This is a genomic window from Pseudomonas sp. RA_15y_Pfl1_P11 (assembly GCF_963970975.1).
Taxonomy (GTDB): Bacteria; Pseudomonadota; Gammaproteobacteria; order Pseudomonadales; family Pseudomonadaceae; genus Aquipseudomonas; species Aquipseudomonas tritici.
Genome location: NZ_CAXAOY010000025.1, coordinates 1 through 20,005, shown reverse-complemented (window position 1 = coordinate 20,005; position 20,005 = coordinate 1). Strand labels below are relative to the sequence as shown.

Genomic DNA, 20,005 nt, shown 5'->3' with positions numbered 1-20,005 from the left:
GGCGCGATGACCGTTCATCTGTGCTAGCATCCGCAGCCTGGCTATTTCCAGGCGCGCCATTTGCCGCCTTGCCACGTTCTTTTTAGCTCACTCCAGTCACTCTGGTCTGATTATCGGTTGGCCGAAAGGCTCCTGCCGCTGTGAGGCAGGCGTTCATCACTGAACGGCCTGGTGTTGGATCTTGTACTGGCTCATCCCAACCCACGTGACCTTTGGTAGGGGTCACCACTAGGAGAGGAGGCGCCATGCCAACTATTACTCTTCCCGATGGCAGTCAACGTTCTTTCGATCATTCGGTTTCCGTAGCTGAGGTCGCCGCATCCATTGGTGCTGGCCTGGCCAAGGCCACTGTGGCTGGCAAAGTCGACGGCAAGCTGGTCGACGCCAGCGACCTGATCACCTCCGATGCCAGTCTGCAAATCATCACGCCCAAGGATCAAGAGGGGCTTGAGATCATTCGCCACTCTTGCGCTCACCTGATTGGCCATGCGGTCAAGCAGCTGTACCCCACCGCGAAAATGGTGATTGGCCCGGTCATTGACGAAGGTTTCTATTACGATATCGCCTACGAGCGTCCTTTTACGCCGGACGACCTGGCAGCCATCGAGCAGCGCATGCACGCGCTGATCGAAAAAGATTACGACGTGATCAAGAAAGTCACGCCGCGCGCCGACGTGATCGACGTGTTCACCGCCCGTGGCGAAGACTACAAATTGCGCCTGGTGGAAGACATGCCGGACGAGCAGGCCATGGGCCTGTACTACCACGAAGAATATGTCGACATGTGCCGCGGCCCGCACGTGCCGAACACGCGCTTCCTCAAGTCGTTCAAGCTGACCAAATTGTCCGGCGCCTACTGGCGCGGCGACGCCAAGAACGAGCAGTTGCAACGGATCTACGGCACCGCCTGGGCTGACAAGAAGCAGCTGGCTGCCTACATCCAGCGCATCGAAGAAGCCGAGAAACGTGACCACCGCAAGATCGGCAAGCGCCTGAACCTGTTCCACCTCCAGGAAGAAGCGCCGGGCATGGTGTTCTGGCACCCGAACGGCTGGACCCTGTACCAGGTGCTCGAACAGTACATGCGCAAGGTGCAGCGCGAGAACGGCTACCTGGAGATCAAGACGCCTCAGGTTGTTGACCGTAGCCTGTGGGAGAAATCCGGGCACTGGGCCAACTACGCCGACAATATGTTCACCACGCAGTCGGAAAACCGCGACTACGCTATCAAGCCGATGAACTGCCCTTGCCACGTGCAGGTGTTCAACCAGGGCCTGAAGAGCTACCGCGAGTTGCCAATGCGCCTGGCCGAGTTCGGTGCTTGCCACCGTAACGAGCCGTCGGGTGCGCTGCACGGCATCATGCGCGTGCGCGGCTTCACTCAGGACGATGCCCACATCTTCTGCACCGAAGAGCAGATGCAGGCTGAATCCGCTGCGTTCATCAAGCTGACCATGGACGTTTATCGAGATTTCGGCTTTACCGAAGTCGAAATGAAGCTGTCCACTCGTCCGGAAAAACGCGTTGGCTCCGACGAGCTGTGGGATCGCGCCGAAGCGGCACTGGCCGCAGCGCTCGACAGCGCGGGCCTTGCGTACGATCTGCAGCCGGGTGAAGGCGCGTTCTACGGTCCGAAGATCGAGTTCTCGCTGAAAGATTGCCTTGGCCGCGTCTGGCAGTGTGGTACCCTGCAGCTCGATTTTAACCTGCCGATCCGTCTGGGAGCCGAATATGTCTCCGAAGACAACAGCCGTAAACACCCGGTTATGCTGCACCGGGCGATCCTCGGCTCGTTCGAGCGGTTCGTCGGGATCCTGATCGAGCACTACGAGGGTGCATTCCCCGCGTGGTTGGCTCCGACCCAGGCAGTGATCATGAATATCACTGATAAACAGGCAGATTTTGCCGCTGAAGTTGAAAAAACTCTCAACGAAAGCGGATTTCGTGCCAAGTCCGACTTGAGAAATGAAAAGATCGGCTTTAAAATCCGCGAGCATACTTTGCTCAAGGTTCCCTATCTTTTGGTTATTGGAGATCGGGAAGTCGAGATGCAGACTGTCGCTGTGCGTACTCGTGAAGGTGCTGACCTGGGCTCGATGCCCGTCGCCCAGCTCGCTGAGTTCCTCGCGCAAGCGGTTTCCCGGCGTGGTCGCCCAGATTCGGAGTAATTATTATTAAGCGTGAAATGAGACAAGATAAACGAGCTGCACCGAAAGCCCCGATCAACGAGAATATCTCGGCACGTGAGGTTCGGTTAATTGGGGCTGAAGGTGAGCAGCTTGGGATTGTGTCAATTGAAGACGCGCTTCTTAAGGCTGAAGAAGCCAAGCTCGATTTGGTGGAGATTTCCGCCGATGCTGTACCGCCTGTCTGCAAGCTGATGGACTACGGCAAATCGATCTTCGAGAAGAAGAAGCAGGTTGCCGCAGCCAAGAAAAACCAGAAGCAGATCCAGGTTAAAGAAATCAAGTTTCGTCCAGGGACGGAGGAAGGGGATTACCAGGTAAAACTGCGCAACCTGGTACGTTTCCTGAGTGATGGGGACAGGGCCAAGGTATCCTTGCGATTCCGCGGCCGTGAGATGGCCCACCAGGAGCTGGGGATGGAACTCCTCAAGCGGGTTGAAGCTGACCTGCTCGAGTACGGTTCGGTCGAACAGCATCCTAAGATGGAAGGACGCCAACTGATCATGGTCATCGCCCCGAAAAAGAAGAAGTAATCAACAGGGCACGGCAGGCCTTCTGATTATGTTTATCAACTGAATGCGGAGTATCCGAACATGCCAAAGATGAAGACTAAAAGTGGTGCTGCTAAGCGGTTTCTGAAAACTGCTAACGGTATCAAGCACAAGCACGCTTTCAAGAGCCACATCCTGACCAAAATGTCGACCAAGCGTAAGCGTCAACTGCGCGGTAGCAGCTTGCTGCATCCGTCTGACGTGGCAAAAGTCGAGCGCATGCTGCGCCTTCGTTAATTTTTGGATCAAGATAGAGGAAGTAACTCATGGCTCGTGTAAAGCGTGGCGTCATTGCCCGTAAACGTCACAAAAAAATTCTGAAACTCGCTAAAGGCTACTACGGCGCGCGGTCACGCGTATTCCGTGTTGCCAAGCAAGCGGTAATCAAGGCAGGCCAATACGCCTACCGTGACCGTCGTCAGAAAAAACGTCAGTTCCGCGCTCTGTGGATCGCTCGTATCAACGCTGGTGCACGTGTTAACGGTCTGTCCTACAGCCGTTTCATCGCTGGCCTGAAAAAAGCGTCCATCGAAATCGACCGTAAGGTTCTGGCTGAACTGGCCGTGAACGAAAAAGCGGTGTTTGCTGCGATTGTCGAGAAAGCTAAAGCCACCTTGGCTTAAGTACCCCCGACAGTCACCCTGGGTTGCTCCTGCAGCCCTAGGTGGTAAACGTCATAAATAGGGGAAGAGCCTTCAAGCTCTTCCCCTATTTTGTATCTGGAGTCTGTACATGGAAAACCTGGACGCGCTCGTCGCTCAAGCTCTTGAGGCTGTGCAAAGCGCTGAAGATATCAATGCCCTGGAGCAAATCCGGGTTCACTACCTTGGCAAAAAGGGTGAATTGACTCAGGTGATGAAGACCCTGGGGAATTTGCCGGCTGAAGAGCGCCCGCAAGTCGGCGCGCTCATCAACGTCGCCAAGGAGCGTGTCACAGAGGTTCTCAATGCGCGCAAGGCGTCGCTCGAGGAGGCCGATCTTGCGGCCAAACTCGCGGCCGAGTCCATTGATGTCACCCTGCCAGGCCGCGGCCAGGCCTCGGGCGGTCTGCATCCGATCACCCGGACTCTGGAGCGTATCGAGCAGTTCTTCACCCATATCGGCTACGGCATTGCCGAAGGCCCTGAGGTCGAAGACGACTATCACAACTTCGAGGCGCTCAACATCCCAGGCCATCACCCGGCCCGGTCGATGCACGACACCTTCTACTTCAACGCGAACATGCTGTTGCGCACCCATACCTCGCCGGTACAGGTCCGCACCATGGAAGCGAACAAGCCGCCGATCCGCATTGTCTGCCCAGGCCGTGTGTACCGTAGCGACTCGGATATCACCCATTCGCCGATGTTCCACCAGGTCGAAGGCCTGCTTGTTGATCGCGACATCAACTTCGCCGACCTCAAAGGCACCATCGAAGAATTCCTTCGCGTGTTCTTCGAGAAGGAACTGGCGGTGCGTTTCCGTCCATCGTTCTTCCCGTTCACCGAGCCGTCCGCTGAAGTCGACATGGAATGCGTGATGTGCAGCGGTAAAGGCTGCCGCGTCTGCAAGCAGACTGGCTGGCTGGAAGTGATGGGCTGCGGCATGGTTCACCCCAATGTGCTGCGCATGTCCGGCATCGATCCGGAAGAGTTCTCGGGCTTTGCCTTCGGTATGGGCGTTGAGCGTCTGGCCATGCTGCGTTACGGCGTGAACGACTTGCGTCTGTTCTTCGACAACGACTTGCGGTTCCTCGCGCAATTTCGCTAGTCGTAACGAATCTTTAGGAGAGCAGGATGAAATTCAGTGAACAATGGCTGCGCGGCTGGGTAAGCCCGCAGGTAGATCGCGATGAGCTGGTTGCTCGTCTGTCGATGGCCGGTCTTGAGGTCGATAGCGTTACGCCGGCCGCCGGTGTTTTCAGCGGTGTGGTAGTGGGCGAGGTGCTGAGCACCGAGCAGCACCCTGATGCCGATAAATTGCGTGTGTGCCAGGTCAGCAATGGCGCGCAAACCTTCCAGGTCGTGTGCGGAGCGCCAAACGTGCGCCCGGGCCTGAAGATCCCGTTTGCCATGATCGGTGCTGAGCTGCCGGGCGACTTCAAGATCAAGAAGGCCAAGCTGCGTGGCGTTGAGTCCAACGGCATGCTGTGCTCCCAGGCAGAACTGCAAGTAGGTGAGGGCAATGATGGTCTGATGGAATTGCCGGCCGACGCACCAGTGGGCCAGGACATCCGTGTTTACCTGGAATTGGAAGACGCCAGCATTGAGGTCGACCTGACCCCGAACCGTGGCGACTGCCTGTCCCTCGCCGGCCTGGCCCGTGAAGTGGGCGCGTTGTACAACGCCCCGGTCACCCGCCCAGTGGTTGCAGCCGTGGCTGCCGTTCATGAAGAGGTGCGCCCGATCGAAGTGCTGGCGCCAAACGCCTGCCCACGTTACCTGGGGCGTGTGATCCGCAACGTCGACCTGTCCAAGCCAACCCCGCTGTGGATGGTTGAGCGTCTGCGTCGGGCCGACGTACGCAGCATCGACGCTGCCGTCGACATCACCAACTATGTGATGCTTGAGCTGGGCCAGCCGCTGCACGCCTTCGATCTCGCCGAAATCAACGGTGGCATCCGTGTTCGCATGGCTGAAGAAGGCGAGAAGCTGGTTCTGCTCGACGGTCAGGAAGTCAGCCTGCGTGCCGACACCCTAGTGATTGCCGACCACTCCCGCGCCCTGGCGATCGCCGGCGTGATGGGGGGCGAGCACAGCGGTGTGTCCGAGACGACCCGTGACGTATTTCTTGAAAGTGCGTTCTTCGACCAGATCGTTATCGCTGGCAAGGCTCGTTCCTACGGCCTGCACACCGATGCCTCGCACCGCTACGAGCGTGGTGTGGACTGGAAACTCGCCCGTGAAGCCATGGAGCGCGCCACTGGCCTGCTGCTGGAAATCACCGGTGGCGAAGCCGGCCCGATCACCGAAACCGTCAACGAGCAGTACTTGCCGTCCGTTGCCCCGATCACCCTGCGCGCCAAGAGCGTTGAGCAAATGCTCGGCCTGGTAATCGCGCCGGCTGAAATCGAGCAGTTGCTGTCGGCCCTCGGCCTGGGTATTTCCTCGAGCGGGGAAGGGCAGTGGACCGTTGAGGTGCCAAGCCACCGCTTCGACATCAGCCTGGAAGTCGACCTGATCGAAGAACTGGCCCGCCTGTACGGCTACAACCGTCTGCCGGTTCGTTACCCGCAAGCCCGCCTGGCACCGCAGCCCAAGGCTGAGGCGCGTGCGCACCTGCCTGAGCTGCGTCGCCTGCTGGTTGCCCGTGGCTACCAGGAAGCGGTGACCTACAGCTTCATCGATCCAAAGCAGTTTGAACTGTTCAACCCGGGCGTCGAGCCACTGTTGCTGGCTAACCCGATTTCGAACGACATGGCTGCCATGCGCTCGTCATTGTGGCCAGGCCTTGTGAAAGCCCTTTCCCATAACCTGAACCGTCAGCAAGACCGCGTGCGCATGTTCGAAAGCGGCCTGCGTTTTGTCGGTCAGTTGGACGGCCTGAAGCAAGAGCCGATGCTGGCTGGCGTGGTCTGCGGCAGCCGTCTGCCGGAAGGTTGGGCGCAGGGCCGCGACGCCGTGGACTTCTTCGACGTCAAGGCTGACGTGGAAGCAGTGCTGGGCTTTGCGGGTGCGCTGGATGCCTTCACTTTCCTGCCTGGCAGCCACCCAGCGCTGCACCCGGGCCAGACGGCACGCATCGAGCGTGAAGGGCGCCTGGTAGGTTTCGTTGGTGCCATTCACCCTGAACTGTCGAAAACCCTCGGCTTGGACCGTCCGGTCTTTGTGTTTGAGCTGGTTCTGGCTGAAGTTGCTTCGGGCAAAATGCCTAAATTCTGCGAGTTGTCGCGCTTCCCTGAAGTGCGCCGCGACCTGGCGCTGATCGCCGACCGTGAAGTGGCCGCCACTGCCGTTCTGGATGTGATCCGTGAAAATGCAGGGGAATGGCTCACAGACCTCAGGCTATTTGACGTCTATCAGGGTAAAGGCATTGATCCGCATAGAAAAAGCCTTGCAGTTGGCTTGACCTGGCAGCATCCATCGCGCACTCTTAATGACGATGAGGTGAATACCACGACACAAAATATCCTCACCTCGCTCGAACAAAGGTTGAACGCCACGTTAAGGAAGTGACGTATGGGGGCTTTGACGAAAGCTGAGATGGCGGAACGTCTGTACGAAGAGTTGGGTCTGAACAAGCGCGAGGCCAAGGAATTGGTCGAGCTGTTTTTTGAAGAAATCAGACACGCTCTGGAAGACAACGAACAGGTCAAATTGTCCGGTTTCGGCAATTTTGACCTGCGGGACAAACGCCAGCGGCCTGGCCGCAATCCAAAAACGGGAGAAGAAATCCCGATCACGGCTCGCCGTGTGGTCACCTTTCGTCCAGGGCAGAAGTTGAAGGCCCGAGTTGAGGCTTATGCTGGAACCAAGTCATAACGACGAGCTACCCGTCATCCCAGGCAAACGCTACTTCACCATTGGTGAAGTCAGCGAGCTCTGTGCGGTAAAACCGCACGTTTTGCGCTATTGGGAGCAGGAGTTTCCTCAACTCAACCCCGTCAAGCGCACAGGTAACCGTCGGTATTATCAGCGCCAGGATGTGCTGATGATCCGACAGATCCGCGCGTTGCTGTACGATCAGGGGTTCACCATCAGCGGCGCTCGCCAGCGTATGTCCGGTGATGAAGCCAAAGACGACACTACGCAATACAAGCAAATGATCCGCCAGATGATCTCCGAACTCGAAGATGTACTGGTGGTTTTGAAGAAGTAATTCCGGCTTTTAAAATACTTCCACATTTCAAAAGCTTGCGGTATATTCCGGTTCGCTTCGTTAGGAAGCAAACCCAGTAACACGCCTAGTCGGGGCGTAGCGCAGTCCGGTAGCGCACTAGCATGGGGTGCTAGGGGTCGAGTGTTCGAATCACTCCGTCCCGACCATATTTTTCAATGACTTAGCCCAGCTTTAGCGAGTTGGGTTTTTTCATGTCTGCGATTTTTTTCGTTTTGGTAGTGAATTGGTAGTGAATTGAGACTTGCTGGTCCCCAGCGTTGGCGCGCTGAGCTGGCCGAGGGCGGTGAAAGATTACCGCTGGTGCGAGCGGTCTCAACCCGCCAGCCCAAAATGACCCCGTTACGCTTGATCTATCCTGCCTTGCTCAGATTCCATTGTAATCAGTCGATCCAGCACCTGGCCGCGCTTCAGATCGTGCTTTTTGGCCAACTCGTCAAGGATTGTGATCGCGCTTTTCGATAGCATGACGTTTACCTGCTTCTTGTCCGCTGTGCGTTCATCGAACTGCTTGCGACTCCACCGCTGCTTGATCCGCTGAATGACGGCCTTCTGCTCGCTGCTTCCATACTTCGCTTTGTCGAAATACATGAGCAGCTCTTGATGGTTGCTGATGGGAAGCTGCTCTTCGGATATGAATCTATCGTTTCTTTCCACCCATTCCCATGCGCACTGACAGCGCCGAGCGCCTTCTTTTTTGTCTTCAAACCAGGCGAACTCACGATCATTTGCCTTGTGCTTGAGCCACTCCTTGCGAAGGTGTTCGATTTCCCGGGCCTTATCTGCAATATCGACGTCCCAGATATCGAGCGTGGCGATGAAATGATTTCTGCCCGTGAGGTGTACCAGTTCTTGAGACAGCCCCTTAGGAGGTCTCAGGTCGCTGACCTCTTCAATCCTGCTAAGCAGCCATTGGTATTGCCTTTCACCTCCGTCAATCCACTTTAGGCAGTCATCTGGGAGCATAAACCGATCTTTCTTCTGGTTTGCTACCCCAAGCAAATAGGGCTTTCGCTTTAGGGTGTGGGCTATGACGCTCCTCATGGTCGTGCCGTTACAGGTGGAGGGGTCTAGTCTGGCGCGTCGGTAATGCTGCAAGTAGAGCCATAACCAGATGTCACGACGGGTGTTCTGTCGCGACTCCTTGAGTAACTGGGCCAGTTCATCGCGCCCGTCATCCTTCGTGTCTAAGCTGAAACCAATTTTCACAAAGCGCTAACCATCCAGAATGGATCTGCTAGTTCTATTTAATTTTAACTAGCTTCCTCTTAGAGCCAGACGTCGATCTGACGTGCTTCAAAGACCAGTGGCTGGCCGTGTTCGAGCAACCGCCGAATACTTGGCCCGAGCAAGTCTTGCGGGCCGTCCAGCGGTTTGACCGACGTTGCTTGGAAACGCTGCTGATTGGTGCTGACTCGTTCCAGGATCTGTCGGTCCTGGCGCAGTATTCTCTGGAACAATTGGCGTAACACGCTGCGTTTGAGCACCGCCGGAAGCCAGCGACGAGTCGTGGCGATCCGTGCAAACAGGCGTAACTGACCGTTACCGCAAGGAGTCAGCCAGGCGCTGACTAGGAGATTGAGGCCGCCGTTGCGGTCGCGGTACTCGATTTCCGCCAGACCCGGCAACCGGAAACGTCCCATGCTGGTGCCGCGTTCACCTTCGAGCAGTCGCGAAATCAGTCCTGACTGTTTGCTTTCTTCGCTGTACAGGGCTTCGACGCCATCGACGAGCGGGCGGACCCAGGCACTGATTTTCTGTCGTTGTTTGTCATGACGGATCCAGCCGGAGTGGACGAAATGGGTGTGGAAGCCGTCGAGGAAATTTTCCGCCGCGTCTTGCAACGAACACTGCACTTGATCGGTGATCCAGAACGTATCGAGTTTCTGCCGGTGTTCGGCGGGTGCAACGGGCGGCGCCAGAGGGCTCTCGGTGCTCAGGCTAATCCACACCAGCCCATGGGCTTCGCAACTGGGCAAACTGTCGAGCAGCGGCTTGCTGCACGGCGCCAGGTCGGTGCCGGGCACTCGGGTGCAACGTCCGTCGGCGGCAAACCGCCAGCCGTGATAAGGGCACTCGATCTGCCCGTCGCGGACCTGACCCGCGCTCAATGGCGCGAAGCGGTGCGGGCAGCGATCCGGCAGCGCGGCAGGGCGGCCCTCGTTGGCTCGGAACAGCACCAGTGGCGTGTCGTGCACCTGGCACGCCAACGGTGTGTTTAGCAGTTCGTGGCTGAGTGCCACTGGCCACCACTGATCAAGCAGATTCACAGTTTGAGATTCCTCATCATGGGCACGCCGATGCCATGCAGCAGGCGGCTAAGCACTGTCCATACCAGCCGTCGGCCCCAGGACAAATGGGCGACGTGGATCAGGCTGTATTCGATCTGCGGCTGCCCGCCGCGCAAGCGTTTAAACTCGGCGGCGCCGGAGCTGAAATTAAGCACCTGGCGGCGCTCGACGGCTTCTTGCAGGCATAGGCGGGTCAGTTGCCGATAGAGCCCGGCCCGCTGTGGTAATGCAGTGTCATAACCGACTATCGGGGTGCTGATCATCGCCGAATTTGCGAACCAGCCCAGCGCGCCGTCGATACGTCCTTCAGGGCTGCGCAAGGCACGCAGTTCGAGCCAGCCTTCGTGTTGGCCGCGCTGCATCCACTGGGCGCTGTAGTGCGGGTTCAGAGTGCAGTACTTGTTCAGATAAAGCAGGTTGTAGAGGTGTTCGATGCGCTGGAAGTCGGTGTCGCTCAGCGCAGTGCCTGGCACCACGTCATACGGGCTGCGCCGCAACAGTGTGGCGTCCAGCCGGGTGTTGTGGTGCTTGAGAAACGGCGCCTGCGCCCCGGCCCGACCGTCGAACAGATAGACCTGGCGGCTGGGGATGCTCAGGTAGCCGAGGGCTTCCAGGCATTGGCGCAATTCACGGTTGCTGAAATCGTTGAGCGAGCGAAAGCCGAACCCGTGATCAGGAAAGTCTCGCCGCAGCAGCGCGGTGATCGCTGGCAGTTCGGCGACGTTCCAGTCAGTCGGATAAAGATTGGTCGACAGCAGCCAGTTGTTCACCTGCACCAGTTGGTCGACCTTGGCCGCGCTCAGCAGGCGGTCGACGCCTTGGGTCAGCAGCTTCAGCGGCCAGGTCAGCCATGGCCGGCCGAGGCGCTTCAGCTCTTCGCGGGCATAACCGCTGTAGGCTGTTTGGGGCGACACCACATAGCAGTTGTCGTCTGGTTCGTTGCCTTCGGTGATGCTGACCGGAAATTGCTGCGCACCGGTGTCGAGCAGCGCCATGCGGGTGCTGACATTGCCGATCAAGGCCCCGCCGGCGCAGGCGCGAACATAGCGCCGGGCGAGGCTGTCATTGGGGTTGGCAGGTTCGCTGAGGAGTTGCTCTTCGAGCAGCAGCTTCATGGCGTGCGCTCGCTTAACGGCTGGCCGTTCCACTCGATGTCCGCCGTGGACGCGGCCAGCAATCCGCAGCGCCGGGACGCGGCCCGGGCGATGATTTCTCCCAGGCTCAATATTTGCGCAACCAGCGGCCAGAAGTCGCCTTTCTGGACGATGACATCGCGGGCGGCGGCGTAATCACGCCAGAACGGAGCGCTGAAGGCGCGTTGCGGTGCCGCCAGGAGAAGCATGGCCAGCGCGATCATCCGTGGTTCGGATGTCGGTTCCAGTACGCGCTCGGGTGGATCGCTCAAGCTACTTACTAATGACCTGCGTTGGTTGTCGAACAGGTGCACACCGCTGGTAGCCCGTGGGTTGCACTCCAGCACATGGAAACGGCCGTCGCGGTCCTCAATAAAGTCGAAACCCACCTGGCCGCTGTAGCCTGTTTCGCGGCCAAACTGTTCGATGAACCGGCGCACCGGTTCCGGTGCGCTTGGCTGGAAATAGATTCCCGAGCCACGGCCCACCCGGTAGCGCGGGTGATAACAGCTGTGGGCGCGCAGGACTCCGTCGATCAGCACGCTGAAACTGCAAAACTCCCGCCCTTCGATAAACCGCTGCGCCACCCACGGAGCGGCGTGAGTGGGCTGCACGTTGCTCAACTGTTGGGCCGACGGGCGAATCAAGGTCTGCGAGGCGAAGCGCGAGTACGCCGGTTTGAACACCCACTGCGCGGCCTCGTCGGCGAGTGCTAGCAATGCCTGACGGTCCGACAGCAGACGGGTTTCGGGGGCGGCCAGGGCCCAACCATCGGTCATGGCCGCAAAGTGACCCTTGTGATGCACGCGGTGCAACAGCGCAAAGTCGCTGGTCAGCACCCGACACAACGGTGCCAGGCGTTCGAGGCCGTGGGCCAGGTAAAACACTTCTTCGCAGGTTGGCAGAAGCAGGTCGATGCGCTGCGTCTCGATCACCGTCGCGAGCGCTTCGACCCAGGCCGCAGGGCCCCGTCGCGGCTCGGGCAAGCGCACGTAGTGCTGCGCCGAGCGGCTGAAACGGCTGAGCGGCTGGCTCAGCGAATCGCCGACGCTGACGGTCCATCCGGCCTCGTCAAAGGCTCGCGCCCATTCCAGGCAGGCAGGCGCACGTGCGCCGAGAATTAGTACGTGCATGGCAAACCCTCGGGCAATTGCAGGAGTTTCAGGCGTCGGCGCTTGGCGTGTGGCGGCGGCGCCTGCCAATGGCCGAAGCTCAGCGCCGGAGGTTGCAGGCCCTGTTGGGCACACAGTGCATGGACGCTGGCGCTGAGGGCCGCGCACAGGCTAGCGTAGTCGTCGGCGGTGCGCAGGTTGATCTGCCAGTGAAGGCCTTGCTGGTGGATTTCATATTCCTGCAACGAGGCGCCGTGCATCAGCAAGGCGCGGCGCAGTACGTCGGGATAGAGCGCCAGCAACTGACGCCCGGCCAGGTCAGGCAGCCAGAGAACGTCATCGGCGCGGCCCTCGACCGCCGCAATCGCCCGTTCGACCCGCCCGCAGGCGCAAGGCGTTTCGGCAACCCGTAGGATGTCGTTGAGGCGGTAGCGCACAATCATCTGCGTGCGCCGGGAGAAGTCAGTGATGATCGGCTGAAACCGCGTGTGTGCGGCGTCCAGCCAGTCTGGCTCGATGTGCAGATGGCTTTCGTTCAGGTGCAGGGTGCCTTGCTCGCAGGTGTAGCCGAGAAAGCCTTCGCTGGCCTGATAAATCTGCTGCGGCACGACGCCGAACGCCCTGTGGACAGCATCGGCGTCAGCACTTTCGAGGACTTCAGCCACCGACAGAATGTGCGTGGGGCGGATCGTCAGGCGCCCGGCCAGCGCCGCTTCGGCGAAGCCGCGCAGCACGGTGGCCGGGGCCACCAGCACATCGGGATGCTGCGCGTTGAGGCGTGTCAGCGATGCGTCCAGGCCGAGGGTCAGGTCGTGAAAGGCGAAGTCGATTCGGCGACTAGCCAGGGTGGTGTAGAGGCGGCTGTTGGCGCGCAGGAAAAACGCGAGCCGCAGCGGCGCGCGCCAAGGGCAGAGCAAGCGTGGCATCAGATGGCGGGGCAAGGTCCGCGCGAGCAGGATGCCGGCCCAGCGCTGGCGCTCCAGTGCACTGACCAGAAACACCCCTTGATTACCCGAGGTGCCGCTCGACAGCCCGACGGTGATGTCGCCCAGCGTCGGGCTGAAGTCGCGGGACTCTTCCGCCTGGCGCGCCACCGGCAACACCTGTTCCAGGCTCAGGCCACGGGTGTTGAACCCGGTGAAGTCGCCCATCAAGGTGGCTTTGTCCATCAGTGGTAGATCGGTGAGGTCGGTGACGGTCAGGTTTTTGAAGCGCCGGGCCTGGGGCAGCACACGCTGCAGGAAATGCTTCAACTGTTTGGCCTGCCAGGCTTCCAGTTGTTCGCGTCGAGTGAATCGCAGCCGGTAGCGGCTGTGGATAAAACTCAGCGCGCTACGCAGCGTCCCGATCAACCGTTCACTGCTCATCGCTGAACGCCTCCCAGGCCTGGGTGCAATGGGACGGCAACACCGCTACGGCCGGTTCACGGCGGATCAATGTGCCTAGGCCGCTGTAGGTCTGGCGGTACTGTTTGGCGTCGTGGTTGGCAAACCATAGCGCGGGCGGAGCCGGCAGGCGCTCGGCGCGGCAGGCGGGCACCGACCAACAGGCGTCCGCCACCAGAAACACCGGGCGACCCTGGGCATCCGGGATGAACAAACCGAGCTGGCCCTCGCTGTGCCCCGGCAACGGCACTCCGATCAGGCTGCCGTCGCCGAGCAAGTCGAGACCCTGGCTGAAGGGCGCCATCCAATCCGGCAGCGCAACGTTTTTGCAGGTGTCGGCGAGGGCCAAGCGTGCGGCAAAATCGTCCGGCAGCAACGCCGGCAGATGACCGCCGAGGGTGGCGCGCCAGCGGTGGCCGCGCAGGCTTTCGATGTGTCGACGGTCGGCGTCCAGGGCAATGAACGAAGCCTGGGGGAAGTCCCGCAGCCCGGCGATGTGATCGCTGTGAAAGTGCGAAATGATCACCGTACGAATGTCGTTCGGACCAATGCCGAAGGCCTTCAACTGGCCGAGCAGTTGCTCCTGAACCGGCAACTGTACCGGCACCGCGCCGCGATATAGGCGTTCGGGCAGCGCTTGGGTGGCGTTAAAAAAGTGCTCGGCGTAACCGGTGTCGTAAAGCATCCACCCTGCATCGGGGTGGCGAATCAGGCCGCACAACGCAGGGAAACGTCTCGGTGCCCACCGCCCGCCACGATCAGCCATGCATTCCAGGTGCTGGCACCAACCGGCGCGCAGTACATTGAGGCTTACCGTCCGGCTCATGATCGCGCTCCTTGTTGGGCGAGCCACCATTGCGCGTGCTGTCGAATACCTTCGTTCTGTGTCACCACGGGGCGGTAACCCAGCTCGTTGCGGATGGCACTGAGGTCTAGGGTCTGGCTGAACGCCAGCACTCCAGCGCCATAGCGGGTCAGCAAAGGCTCGTCGCTGCCACGCAGGCGAGCGCTGGTTTCCAGCGCCCGCGCAACCGCGTCCACCAGCCGCCACGGCAGGCGCTGGGTGCGCAGGTTCAAACGGAACTGTTCGGCGATGCTGTGCAGCAAGTCTTCGAAGGCCAGCGGCGTGCCATTGCTGACGTTGTAGGTGCAAACGGCTCGCGGCAGGGGTTGGGTCAGGCTCAGCGCCACCGCGTGCACCAAGTTGTCGATGCAGGTCAGGTCCAGTTGAGCCCGGCCGCCGCGCATCAGCGGGATCGGCCCGCGCTGCATGACGCGTAGCAAACGTGGCATTAGCGTCCCGTCCCACGGACCAAAAACCGCACGCGGACGCAGGATCACCGCTTCGGCGAGCCCGGCCGCATGCACCCGTGTTTCGGCCAGCGCCTTGCTGCGGGCATACTCGTTGACCGGTGGTGGCAGTGGTTCGTCTTCGCGGATGCCCAGACGATCACGGAAGGCGAAATACAGACTTGGTGTCGACAGGTGCACTAAGCGTTTCACCGTGTTGGCGTGGCAGGCGTGGAGCACTTCGTCGGTGGAATCCAGGTTGGCCTGGGCAAACGACTGCGGCGTACCCCACGGCGAGGATAACGCCGCGCAATGGACAATGGCGGCGCAACATCGTGTGGCGTCGATCAGCGTAGCGGTGGCCGCAGGCGTACCGTGTTCCAGCGGGAGCCAGCGCACAGTGGTCGGGCTGTGGCGAATAACCTCGGCTGCCGCCACGGCGTTGCGGCCGCTGAACTGCACCTCGCAGCCTTCGGCCGCCAGTTGCCAGACAATGTGCCGGCCAATGAACCCGGTGCCGCCGGTGACTAGAATCTTCATCAGTACTCCAGGACCATGCCGCCAAGCGACAGACCCGCGCCGGTGCCTATCAGCATTAGCCGTTGCCCGCGCTGGATGCGCTGGTCGCGGATGGCGATGTCCAGTGCAGTGGGCAGTGATGCAGCAACCTGGTTGCCGTGGTGGGCAAAAATGTCGATAACTTTTTTCGGGTCGAAACCCAGGCGTTTGGTGGCGTGCTGCATCGCCTGTTGGCTGGCCTGATGGGGGATGACCCAGTCGATTTGTGCTTGGGTTAGCCCGGCCTGGATTAACAATTCATCCCTTAGTGTGGGTAAATGTTTGGCTGCAAGGCGGAACACGCCTTTTCCCTGCATCGAAAAGCTAGTCAGTGGTTCGAACGGAGTATCAATGCGCCGTGGGTGGTAGCGCGAGCCACCGGCCGGGATCTGGCATAGGTGCGCGCCTTCGGAAAATGTCTTGAGGCTGGAGGCAATGATCTTTGGCCCGCCATCGCTGACGCCCAGCACCACGGCGGCCGCGCCGTCGCCGAAAATTCCGCAGACTTCCACGTGCTGCCAGTCCAACCCGCACGAAGCGATATCCGAACAGACCAGCAGAATGCGTTGGTAGCGCCCGGCAATCAGCGGCCACGACAGAGTGTCGACGGCAGCGATGAAACCCAGGCAACTGGCGTTGATGTCCATGGCAGGAATACCGGATTGACCCAGTCCCAGTTCGCGGTGCAGCAAGGCCGCGTTACACGGCATGCCTTGGTCCATGGTGCCACTGGCGCAGGCAATCAGGTCGATCTGATCCAACTCAAGGCCGGATGCGAGCAAGGCGTTGCGGGCCGCAATAGCGCCGAGGCTGGCCGCCGTTTCGGCTGTGGTGGCCACATATCGTTGGACCACACCGCTGATGCGCGCCACGCTGCCTGCCGTTAGGCCTAGCTCAGCATCCAGTCCGGCGCTGGTGATAATTCGCTCGGGTAGGGCGTGCCCGGAACCTAAAATGGCCATAGGTCTAGAGACGGGTGGCAACAGCTGTGAAGTATGCATTCAAGTTCCGGTTGGAGAGGAGGGGCATCCACGACCCAGAGAGTTCCCCTCGCTCAGGTGCGAGCAAGCAGGAAGTGCGGCTACCGAGTTAATAGGTGTCCGACAACATGGATTTGTAGTAGTAAAGGAAGACGTTCTGTTTGAGGCCTAGCAGCTCTGCTGCGTTGCATTGCCAAGGCATGCAAGCCTGCTGCCTTTTTTTGATTCATGGCGATTTTTCCAACGGGTACTGCAACTCCACGCAGGTCGTGCCTGCCCGCAAACATCTCTTTGGAAATAGAGGTTTTTGCGAGCTCAAGATAATCAGCAGAAAGTTTATTGGAGTAGGACATCCGTGACCTTTTAAATGAGATTGGCGCGACTCTCTCATTAGAGTTGTAACGACGCCGGGCAAAAAAATGAGATTTAAATTATTCATTTCGAGCGCGCTCGTTTATGTGCGTGCGCAACGCAAGCATCAGAAACCCACGGTCCAAAAAAAATTAAAATCCGCGCCACCGCATTAATATTTTAGCGTTTTCCTGTCGAGCCTAAGCGATTGAAATATGAATGGATCCCCTAACTCCTTCCTTTTTTGGCGACTTGAGAACGGCCGAAAAGTAAATGTTGCGGGCAAACCTTACACTCGCCGCAATAGACAGGTCTGTAGGAGTATTCTTAAAGTGCGTGTGGAAATTTCCCGATCGACCGATATTTGGATGCTGAAACGTGCGAAAATAAACCGCCATCATGGGCCAAAAGTTGCCCGCTGAAGTGTGGATAACACTGTGAATGAATTTCTAGAGGGCACTGCGCATCCATCTGCTGCAATACGGCGCAGCCAGCGCTCCTGCTCGGCGAGTTGCAGATACTCTGCTTGCTGGGCTGCGAGAAGTTGCCGATAGACGAACTCCACCGGTTCAGGCATCGACAGTACCGTCTGATAATCCAGGGCGAATCGTCCGGCCAGCACTGCTGAGAATATAGGGACCCACAGGCATATTTGCGCTGCTGGTTCCAAGCAATGGTCAAGTTTATGCAAGAAAATTAAATTCTTTGTTTATCAATGACATGAATCTAAAGCCGTAGGCTTGGCTAACTCCTAACATAGAAATTATCAATAAAAGTGCGCAAGAAGTTGCGCACTTGTCTGTGAGTATTTAAGTGCGCGCCCTGTAGAGATGGATTCTAGGATTATCCGCCCTTCAGTGTGCAACTTTTGGCGTATGATGGCAGTTTGGCCTGGCTGATGGCGTGCGAGGAATTTGAAGTTTTTACCTTGCATGAATAATGATAAGATTCGTGCATTCAGTTTGCACGGAAAAGGATCTTTTAATGGTCGGGCGCGTTTTATTATCCCTTTGCACTTTAGTGCTGCTAACAGGCTGCCAAGCGCAATCATCCCCTTTACCGAAGAGTCAGAAGCTTTCGCCAGATAAAGTCGCTGAAATCAATGCGACTATTGAGCAAAAATACCCAAAGCTTTCCACTGAGGTTCGCGGGAAATTGCTGAACACAGTGGTGCAATCACTGGACAATATGGTGTTTGTCGAAGGTGGCGAGTTCGAGATGGGTGATTTTGGTTGGCCGCATGACGACGCCCCGGCAAATATGTGCGACTGGCCATGTGGCGTAAACCCGGACCGAATGGGACCGATCAGTATGGGCGTTAATAATAAATTCGTTCATCCCGTTAAGCTGAGCAGTTACTCCCTGTCAAAGTTTCAAACAACACTGACCGATTTCGATTTGTTTTTTATTGCTCAGGGCAAACCGTTGTTTGATGCAGAAAATCGCAAGCGAGAAGATCTGAAGGAAATTATTTACGCGCCCAAGCTTCCTGCTCCAGTCCAAAGCTGGCAAGAAGCCAAGGACTATTGCGGTTGGTTAGGGGCGCTAAGTGGCTTTTCTGTGGATCTGCCCACTGAGGCCCAGTGGGAATATGCCGCCCGCAATCGTGGTCAACATGTGGCGTTCTCCACCGACAATGGCAGCTTGAACTACGGACGAAATTTTCCTGCATCAGGTAAAGGTGAGCGCCTTACCTTTGCGGTTGATAGCTTTGTCCCTAACCCCTTGGGAATTTACAATCTATCCGGAAATGCCACTGACTGGGTCAATGACTGGTATGACAAAGACTATTATAGCTACTCACCGCTTGAGAATCCGACCGGCCCCGAGACAGGCACTCTTCGGGTTCTTAGAGGTTCGGGCTATCCAGAAGACCCATTGCTCAGCGCTAGTACTGTACGGCGGTGGGCAGAGGAACCGGTAAGAAAACGCCATGTACCTGGCTTTAGCTTCCGCTGTGCTATTCAATCCGATCAGCCGCTATAAAGCAGAAACATAGAGAGCGCTATAAATGCGCCCTCATTATTTGATAAATTTTTAGGCCAAACCATCCTTCAGTGTGCAACTTTTGGCGCATGGTGGCAGTTTGGCCTGGCTGATGGCGTGCGAGGCATTTGAAGTTTTTACCTTGCATGAATAATGATAAGATTCGTGCATTCAGTTTGCACGGAAAGGGATCTTTTAATGGTCGGGCGCGTTTTCTTACCCCTTTGCACTTTAGTGCTGCTAACAGGCTGCCAAGCGCAATCCTCCCCTTTGCCGAAGAGCCAGAAGCTCTCGCCAGATAAAGTCGCTGAAATCAATGCGACTATTGAGCAAAAATACCCAAAGCTTTCCACTGAGGTTCGCGGGAAATTGCTGAACACAGTGGTGCAATCACTGGACAATATGGTGTTTGTCGAAGGTGGCGAGTTTCAGATGGGGGATTTCGGTTGGCCATATGACGATGACCCCGCCAATATGTGCGACTGGCCATGCGGCGAGGACCCGGAACGAATGGGGCATATAAGCATGGACGGTGATGACGACTTCGTTCATCCCGTTAAGCTGAGCAGTTACTCCCTATCAAAATACCAGACGACACTCGGAGATTTCGATCTGTTTTTTATTGCTCACGGCAAGCCGCTGTTTGATGCAGAAGATCGCAAGCGAGAAGACCTGAAGGGTGTTCTTTACGCGCCCAAGCTTCCAGCGCCAGTCCAAAGCTGGCAAGAAGCCAAGGATTATTGCCGTTGGCTGGGGAGGCTGAGTGGTTTTCCGGTGGATCTACCCACAGAAGCCCAGTGGGAATATGCCGCCCGCAATCGTGGACAACATGTGGCGTTCTCCACCGACAATGGCAGTTTGAACTACGGACGAAATTTTCCTGCATCAGGTAAAGGTGAGCGCCTTACCTTTGCGGTTGATAGCTTTTTCCCTAACCCCTTGGGAATTTACAATCTATCCGGAAATGCCACTGACTGGGTCAATGACTGGTATGACAAAGACTATTATCGCTACTCACCGCTTGAGAATCCGACCGGCCCCGAGACAGGCACACTTCGGGTGCTAAGGGGGTCGAATTATCCAGAAGACCCATTGCTCAGCGCGAGTACAGTAAGACGGTGGGCAGAGGAACCTGTAAGAAAACAGCATGCTCCTGGCTTTAGCTTCCGCTGCGCTATTCAATCCGATCATCCGATATAGAGAAAAAATAATGAGGGCGCTATAACTGCGCCCTCATTATTCGTAACTGATCCATAAACCCCACCTATTCAAAAAAAGGTGAACCGTTCAGGATGCGACATTCCGTTATTTCTTGTGCTTGATATCCACCACCGTTCCTGCCCGTACGTCTTTGATCGGCGAGAGCA

Annotated in this window: 19 protein-coding genes and 1 tRNA gene; 11 read left to right on the top strand and 9 right to left on the bottom strand. The window is 57.8% G+C overall.

Going from position 1 to position 20,005, the window contains the following annotated elements; translation table 11 throughout:
• The first annotated feature begins 245 nt into the window (after nt 1-245).
• The 9 genes from thrS (at nt 246) to AACY44_RS24885 (ending at nt 7,701) form a co-directional block, all read left to right on the top strand.
• A complete protein-coding gene (gene thrS / locus AACY44_RS24925) occupies nt 246-2,168 on the top strand; it encodes a threonine--tRNA ligase (RefSeq protein ID WP_339420638.1) in 1,923 nt (640 codons plus the stop codon).
• On the top strand, nt 2,168-2,719 hold the full coding sequence (gene infC / locus AACY44_RS24920; RefSeq protein ID WP_170947229.1) for a translation initiation factor IF-3: 552 nt from the start codon (nt 2,168-2,170) through the stop codon (nt 2,717-2,719). Before thrS ends, infC begins: the two co-directional genes overlap by 1 nt.
• Before the next feature lie 60 nt (nt 2,720-2,779).
• On the top strand, nt 2,780-2,974 hold the full coding sequence (rpmI, locus tag AACY44_RS24915; protein WP_002553160.1) for a 50S ribosomal protein L35: 195 nt from the start codon (nt 2,780-2,782) through the stop codon (nt 2,972-2,974).
• Between the two features lie 29 nt (nt 2,975-3,003).
• A complete protein-coding gene (gene rplT / locus AACY44_RS24910) occupies nt 3,004-3,360 on the top strand; it encodes a 50S ribosomal protein L20 (protein ID WP_003174975.1) in 357 nt (118 codons plus the stop codon).
• A 109-nt stretch (nt 3,361-3,469) separates the two neighbouring features.
• On the top strand, nt 3,470-4,486 hold the full coding sequence (gene pheS / locus AACY44_RS24905; protein WP_034099107.1) for a phenylalanine--tRNA ligase subunit alpha: 1,017 nt from the start codon (nt 3,470-3,472) through the stop codon (nt 4,484-4,486).
• Nucleotides 4,487-4,512: 26 nt separating this feature from the next.
• Nucleotides 4,513-6,891 (top strand): phenylalanine--tRNA ligase subunit beta, encoded by a 2,379-nt coding sequence (gene pheT, locus AACY44_RS24900; protein ID WP_339437339.1) that lies wholly within the window; start codon nt 4,513-4,515, stop codon nt 6,889-6,891.
• 3 nt (nt 6,892-6,894) lie between these two features.
• On the top strand, nt 6,895-7,197 hold the full coding sequence (ihfA, locus tag AACY44_RS24895) for an integration host factor subunit alpha (protein WP_002553164.1): 303 nt from the start codon (nt 6,895-6,897) through the stop codon (nt 7,195-7,197).
• On the top strand, nt 7,178-7,534 hold the full coding sequence (locus tag AACY44_RS24890) for a MerR family transcriptional regulator (RefSeq protein WP_003219935.1): 357 nt from the start codon (nt 7,178-7,180) through the stop codon (nt 7,532-7,534). Before ihfA ends, AACY44_RS24890 begins: the two co-directional genes overlap by 20 nt.
• Nucleotides 7,535-7,624: 90 nt before the next feature.
• Nucleotides 7,625-7,701 (top strand) — tRNA-Pro (locus tag AACY44_RS24885).
• A gap of 193 nt (nt 7,702-7,894) precedes the next feature.
• Here AACY44_RS24885 and AACY44_RS24880 read toward each other — a convergent pair.
• From AACY44_RS24880 to AACY44_RS24840, 9 genes are all read right to left on the bottom strand, one after another.
• Nucleotides 7,895-8,761, bottom strand: coding sequence for a hypothetical protein (locus AACY44_RS24880; RefSeq protein ID WP_339531267.1), 867 nt, complete (start codon nt 8,759-8,761; stop codon nt 7,895-7,897).
• A gap of 59 nt (nt 8,762-8,820) precedes the next feature.
• A complete protein-coding gene (locus tag AACY44_RS24875; protein WP_339456950.1) occupies nt 8,821-9,822 on the bottom strand; it encodes a Rieske 2Fe-2S domain-containing protein in 1,002 nt (333 codons plus the stop codon).
• A complete protein-coding gene (locus tag AACY44_RS24870) occupies nt 9,819-10,958 on the bottom strand; it encodes a hypothetical protein (RefSeq protein ID WP_339531265.1) in 1,140 nt (379 codons plus the stop codon). The genes AACY44_RS24875 and AACY44_RS24870 overlap by 4 nt, the downstream gene beginning before the upstream one ends.
• On the bottom strand, nt 10,955-12,109 hold the full coding sequence (locus tag AACY44_RS24865) for an ATP-grasp domain-containing protein (protein ID WP_339456946.1): 1,155 nt from the start codon (nt 12,107-12,109) through the stop codon (nt 10,955-10,957). The genes AACY44_RS24870 and AACY44_RS24865 overlap by 4 nt, the downstream gene beginning before the upstream one ends.
• Nucleotides 12,097-13,455: a F390 synthetase-related protein gene (locus AACY44_RS24860; RefSeq protein WP_339456944.1), complete on the bottom strand. Its 1,359-nt coding sequence runs from the start codon at nt 13,453-13,455 to the stop codon at nt 12,097-12,099. The genes AACY44_RS24865 and AACY44_RS24860 overlap by 13 nt, the downstream gene beginning before the upstream one ends.
• Nucleotides 13,445-14,299: an MBL fold metallo-hydrolase gene (locus AACY44_RS24855; protein ID WP_339531262.1), complete on the bottom strand. Its 855-nt coding sequence runs from the start codon at nt 14,297-14,299 to the stop codon at nt 13,445-13,447. The genes AACY44_RS24860 and AACY44_RS24855 overlap by 11 nt, the downstream gene beginning before the upstream one ends.
• A complete protein-coding gene (locus AACY44_RS24850) occupies nt 14,296-15,303 on the bottom strand; it encodes an NAD-dependent epimerase/dehydratase family protein (RefSeq protein ID WP_339531260.1) in 1,008 nt (335 codons plus the stop codon). The genes AACY44_RS24855 and AACY44_RS24850 overlap by 4 nt, the downstream gene beginning before the upstream one ends.
• On the bottom strand, nt 15,303-16,322 hold the full coding sequence (locus tag AACY44_RS24845) for a 3-oxoacyl-[acyl-carrier-protein] synthase III C-terminal domain-containing protein (protein WP_339531258.1): 1,020 nt from the start codon (nt 16,320-16,322) through the stop codon (nt 15,303-15,305). Before AACY44_RS24845 ends, AACY44_RS24850 begins: the two co-directional genes overlap by 1 nt.
• An 80-nt stretch (nt 16,323-16,402) precedes the next feature.
• Nucleotides 16,403-16,654, bottom strand: a complete 252-nt coding sequence (locus AACY44_RS24840; RefSeq protein WP_339531287.1) for a hypothetical protein — start codon at nt 16,652-16,654, stop codon at nt 16,403-16,405.
• A 982-nt stretch (nt 16,655-17,636) separates the two neighbouring features.
• Between AACY44_RS24840 and AACY44_RS24835 the strand changes: the two genes are divergently transcribed.
• Nucleotides 17,637-18,638 (top strand): formylglycine-generating enzyme family protein, encoded by a 1,002-nt coding sequence (locus AACY44_RS24835; protein WP_339531256.1) that lies wholly within the window; start codon nt 17,637-17,639, stop codon nt 18,636-18,638.
• Between the two features lie 198 nt (nt 18,639-18,836).
• Nucleotides 18,837-19,838 (top strand): formylglycine-generating enzyme family protein, encoded by a 1,002-nt coding sequence (locus tag AACY44_RS24830; protein WP_339531254.1) that lies wholly within the window; start codon nt 18,837-18,839, stop codon nt 19,836-19,838.
• Nucleotides 19,839-20,005 lie beyond the last annotated feature (167 nt).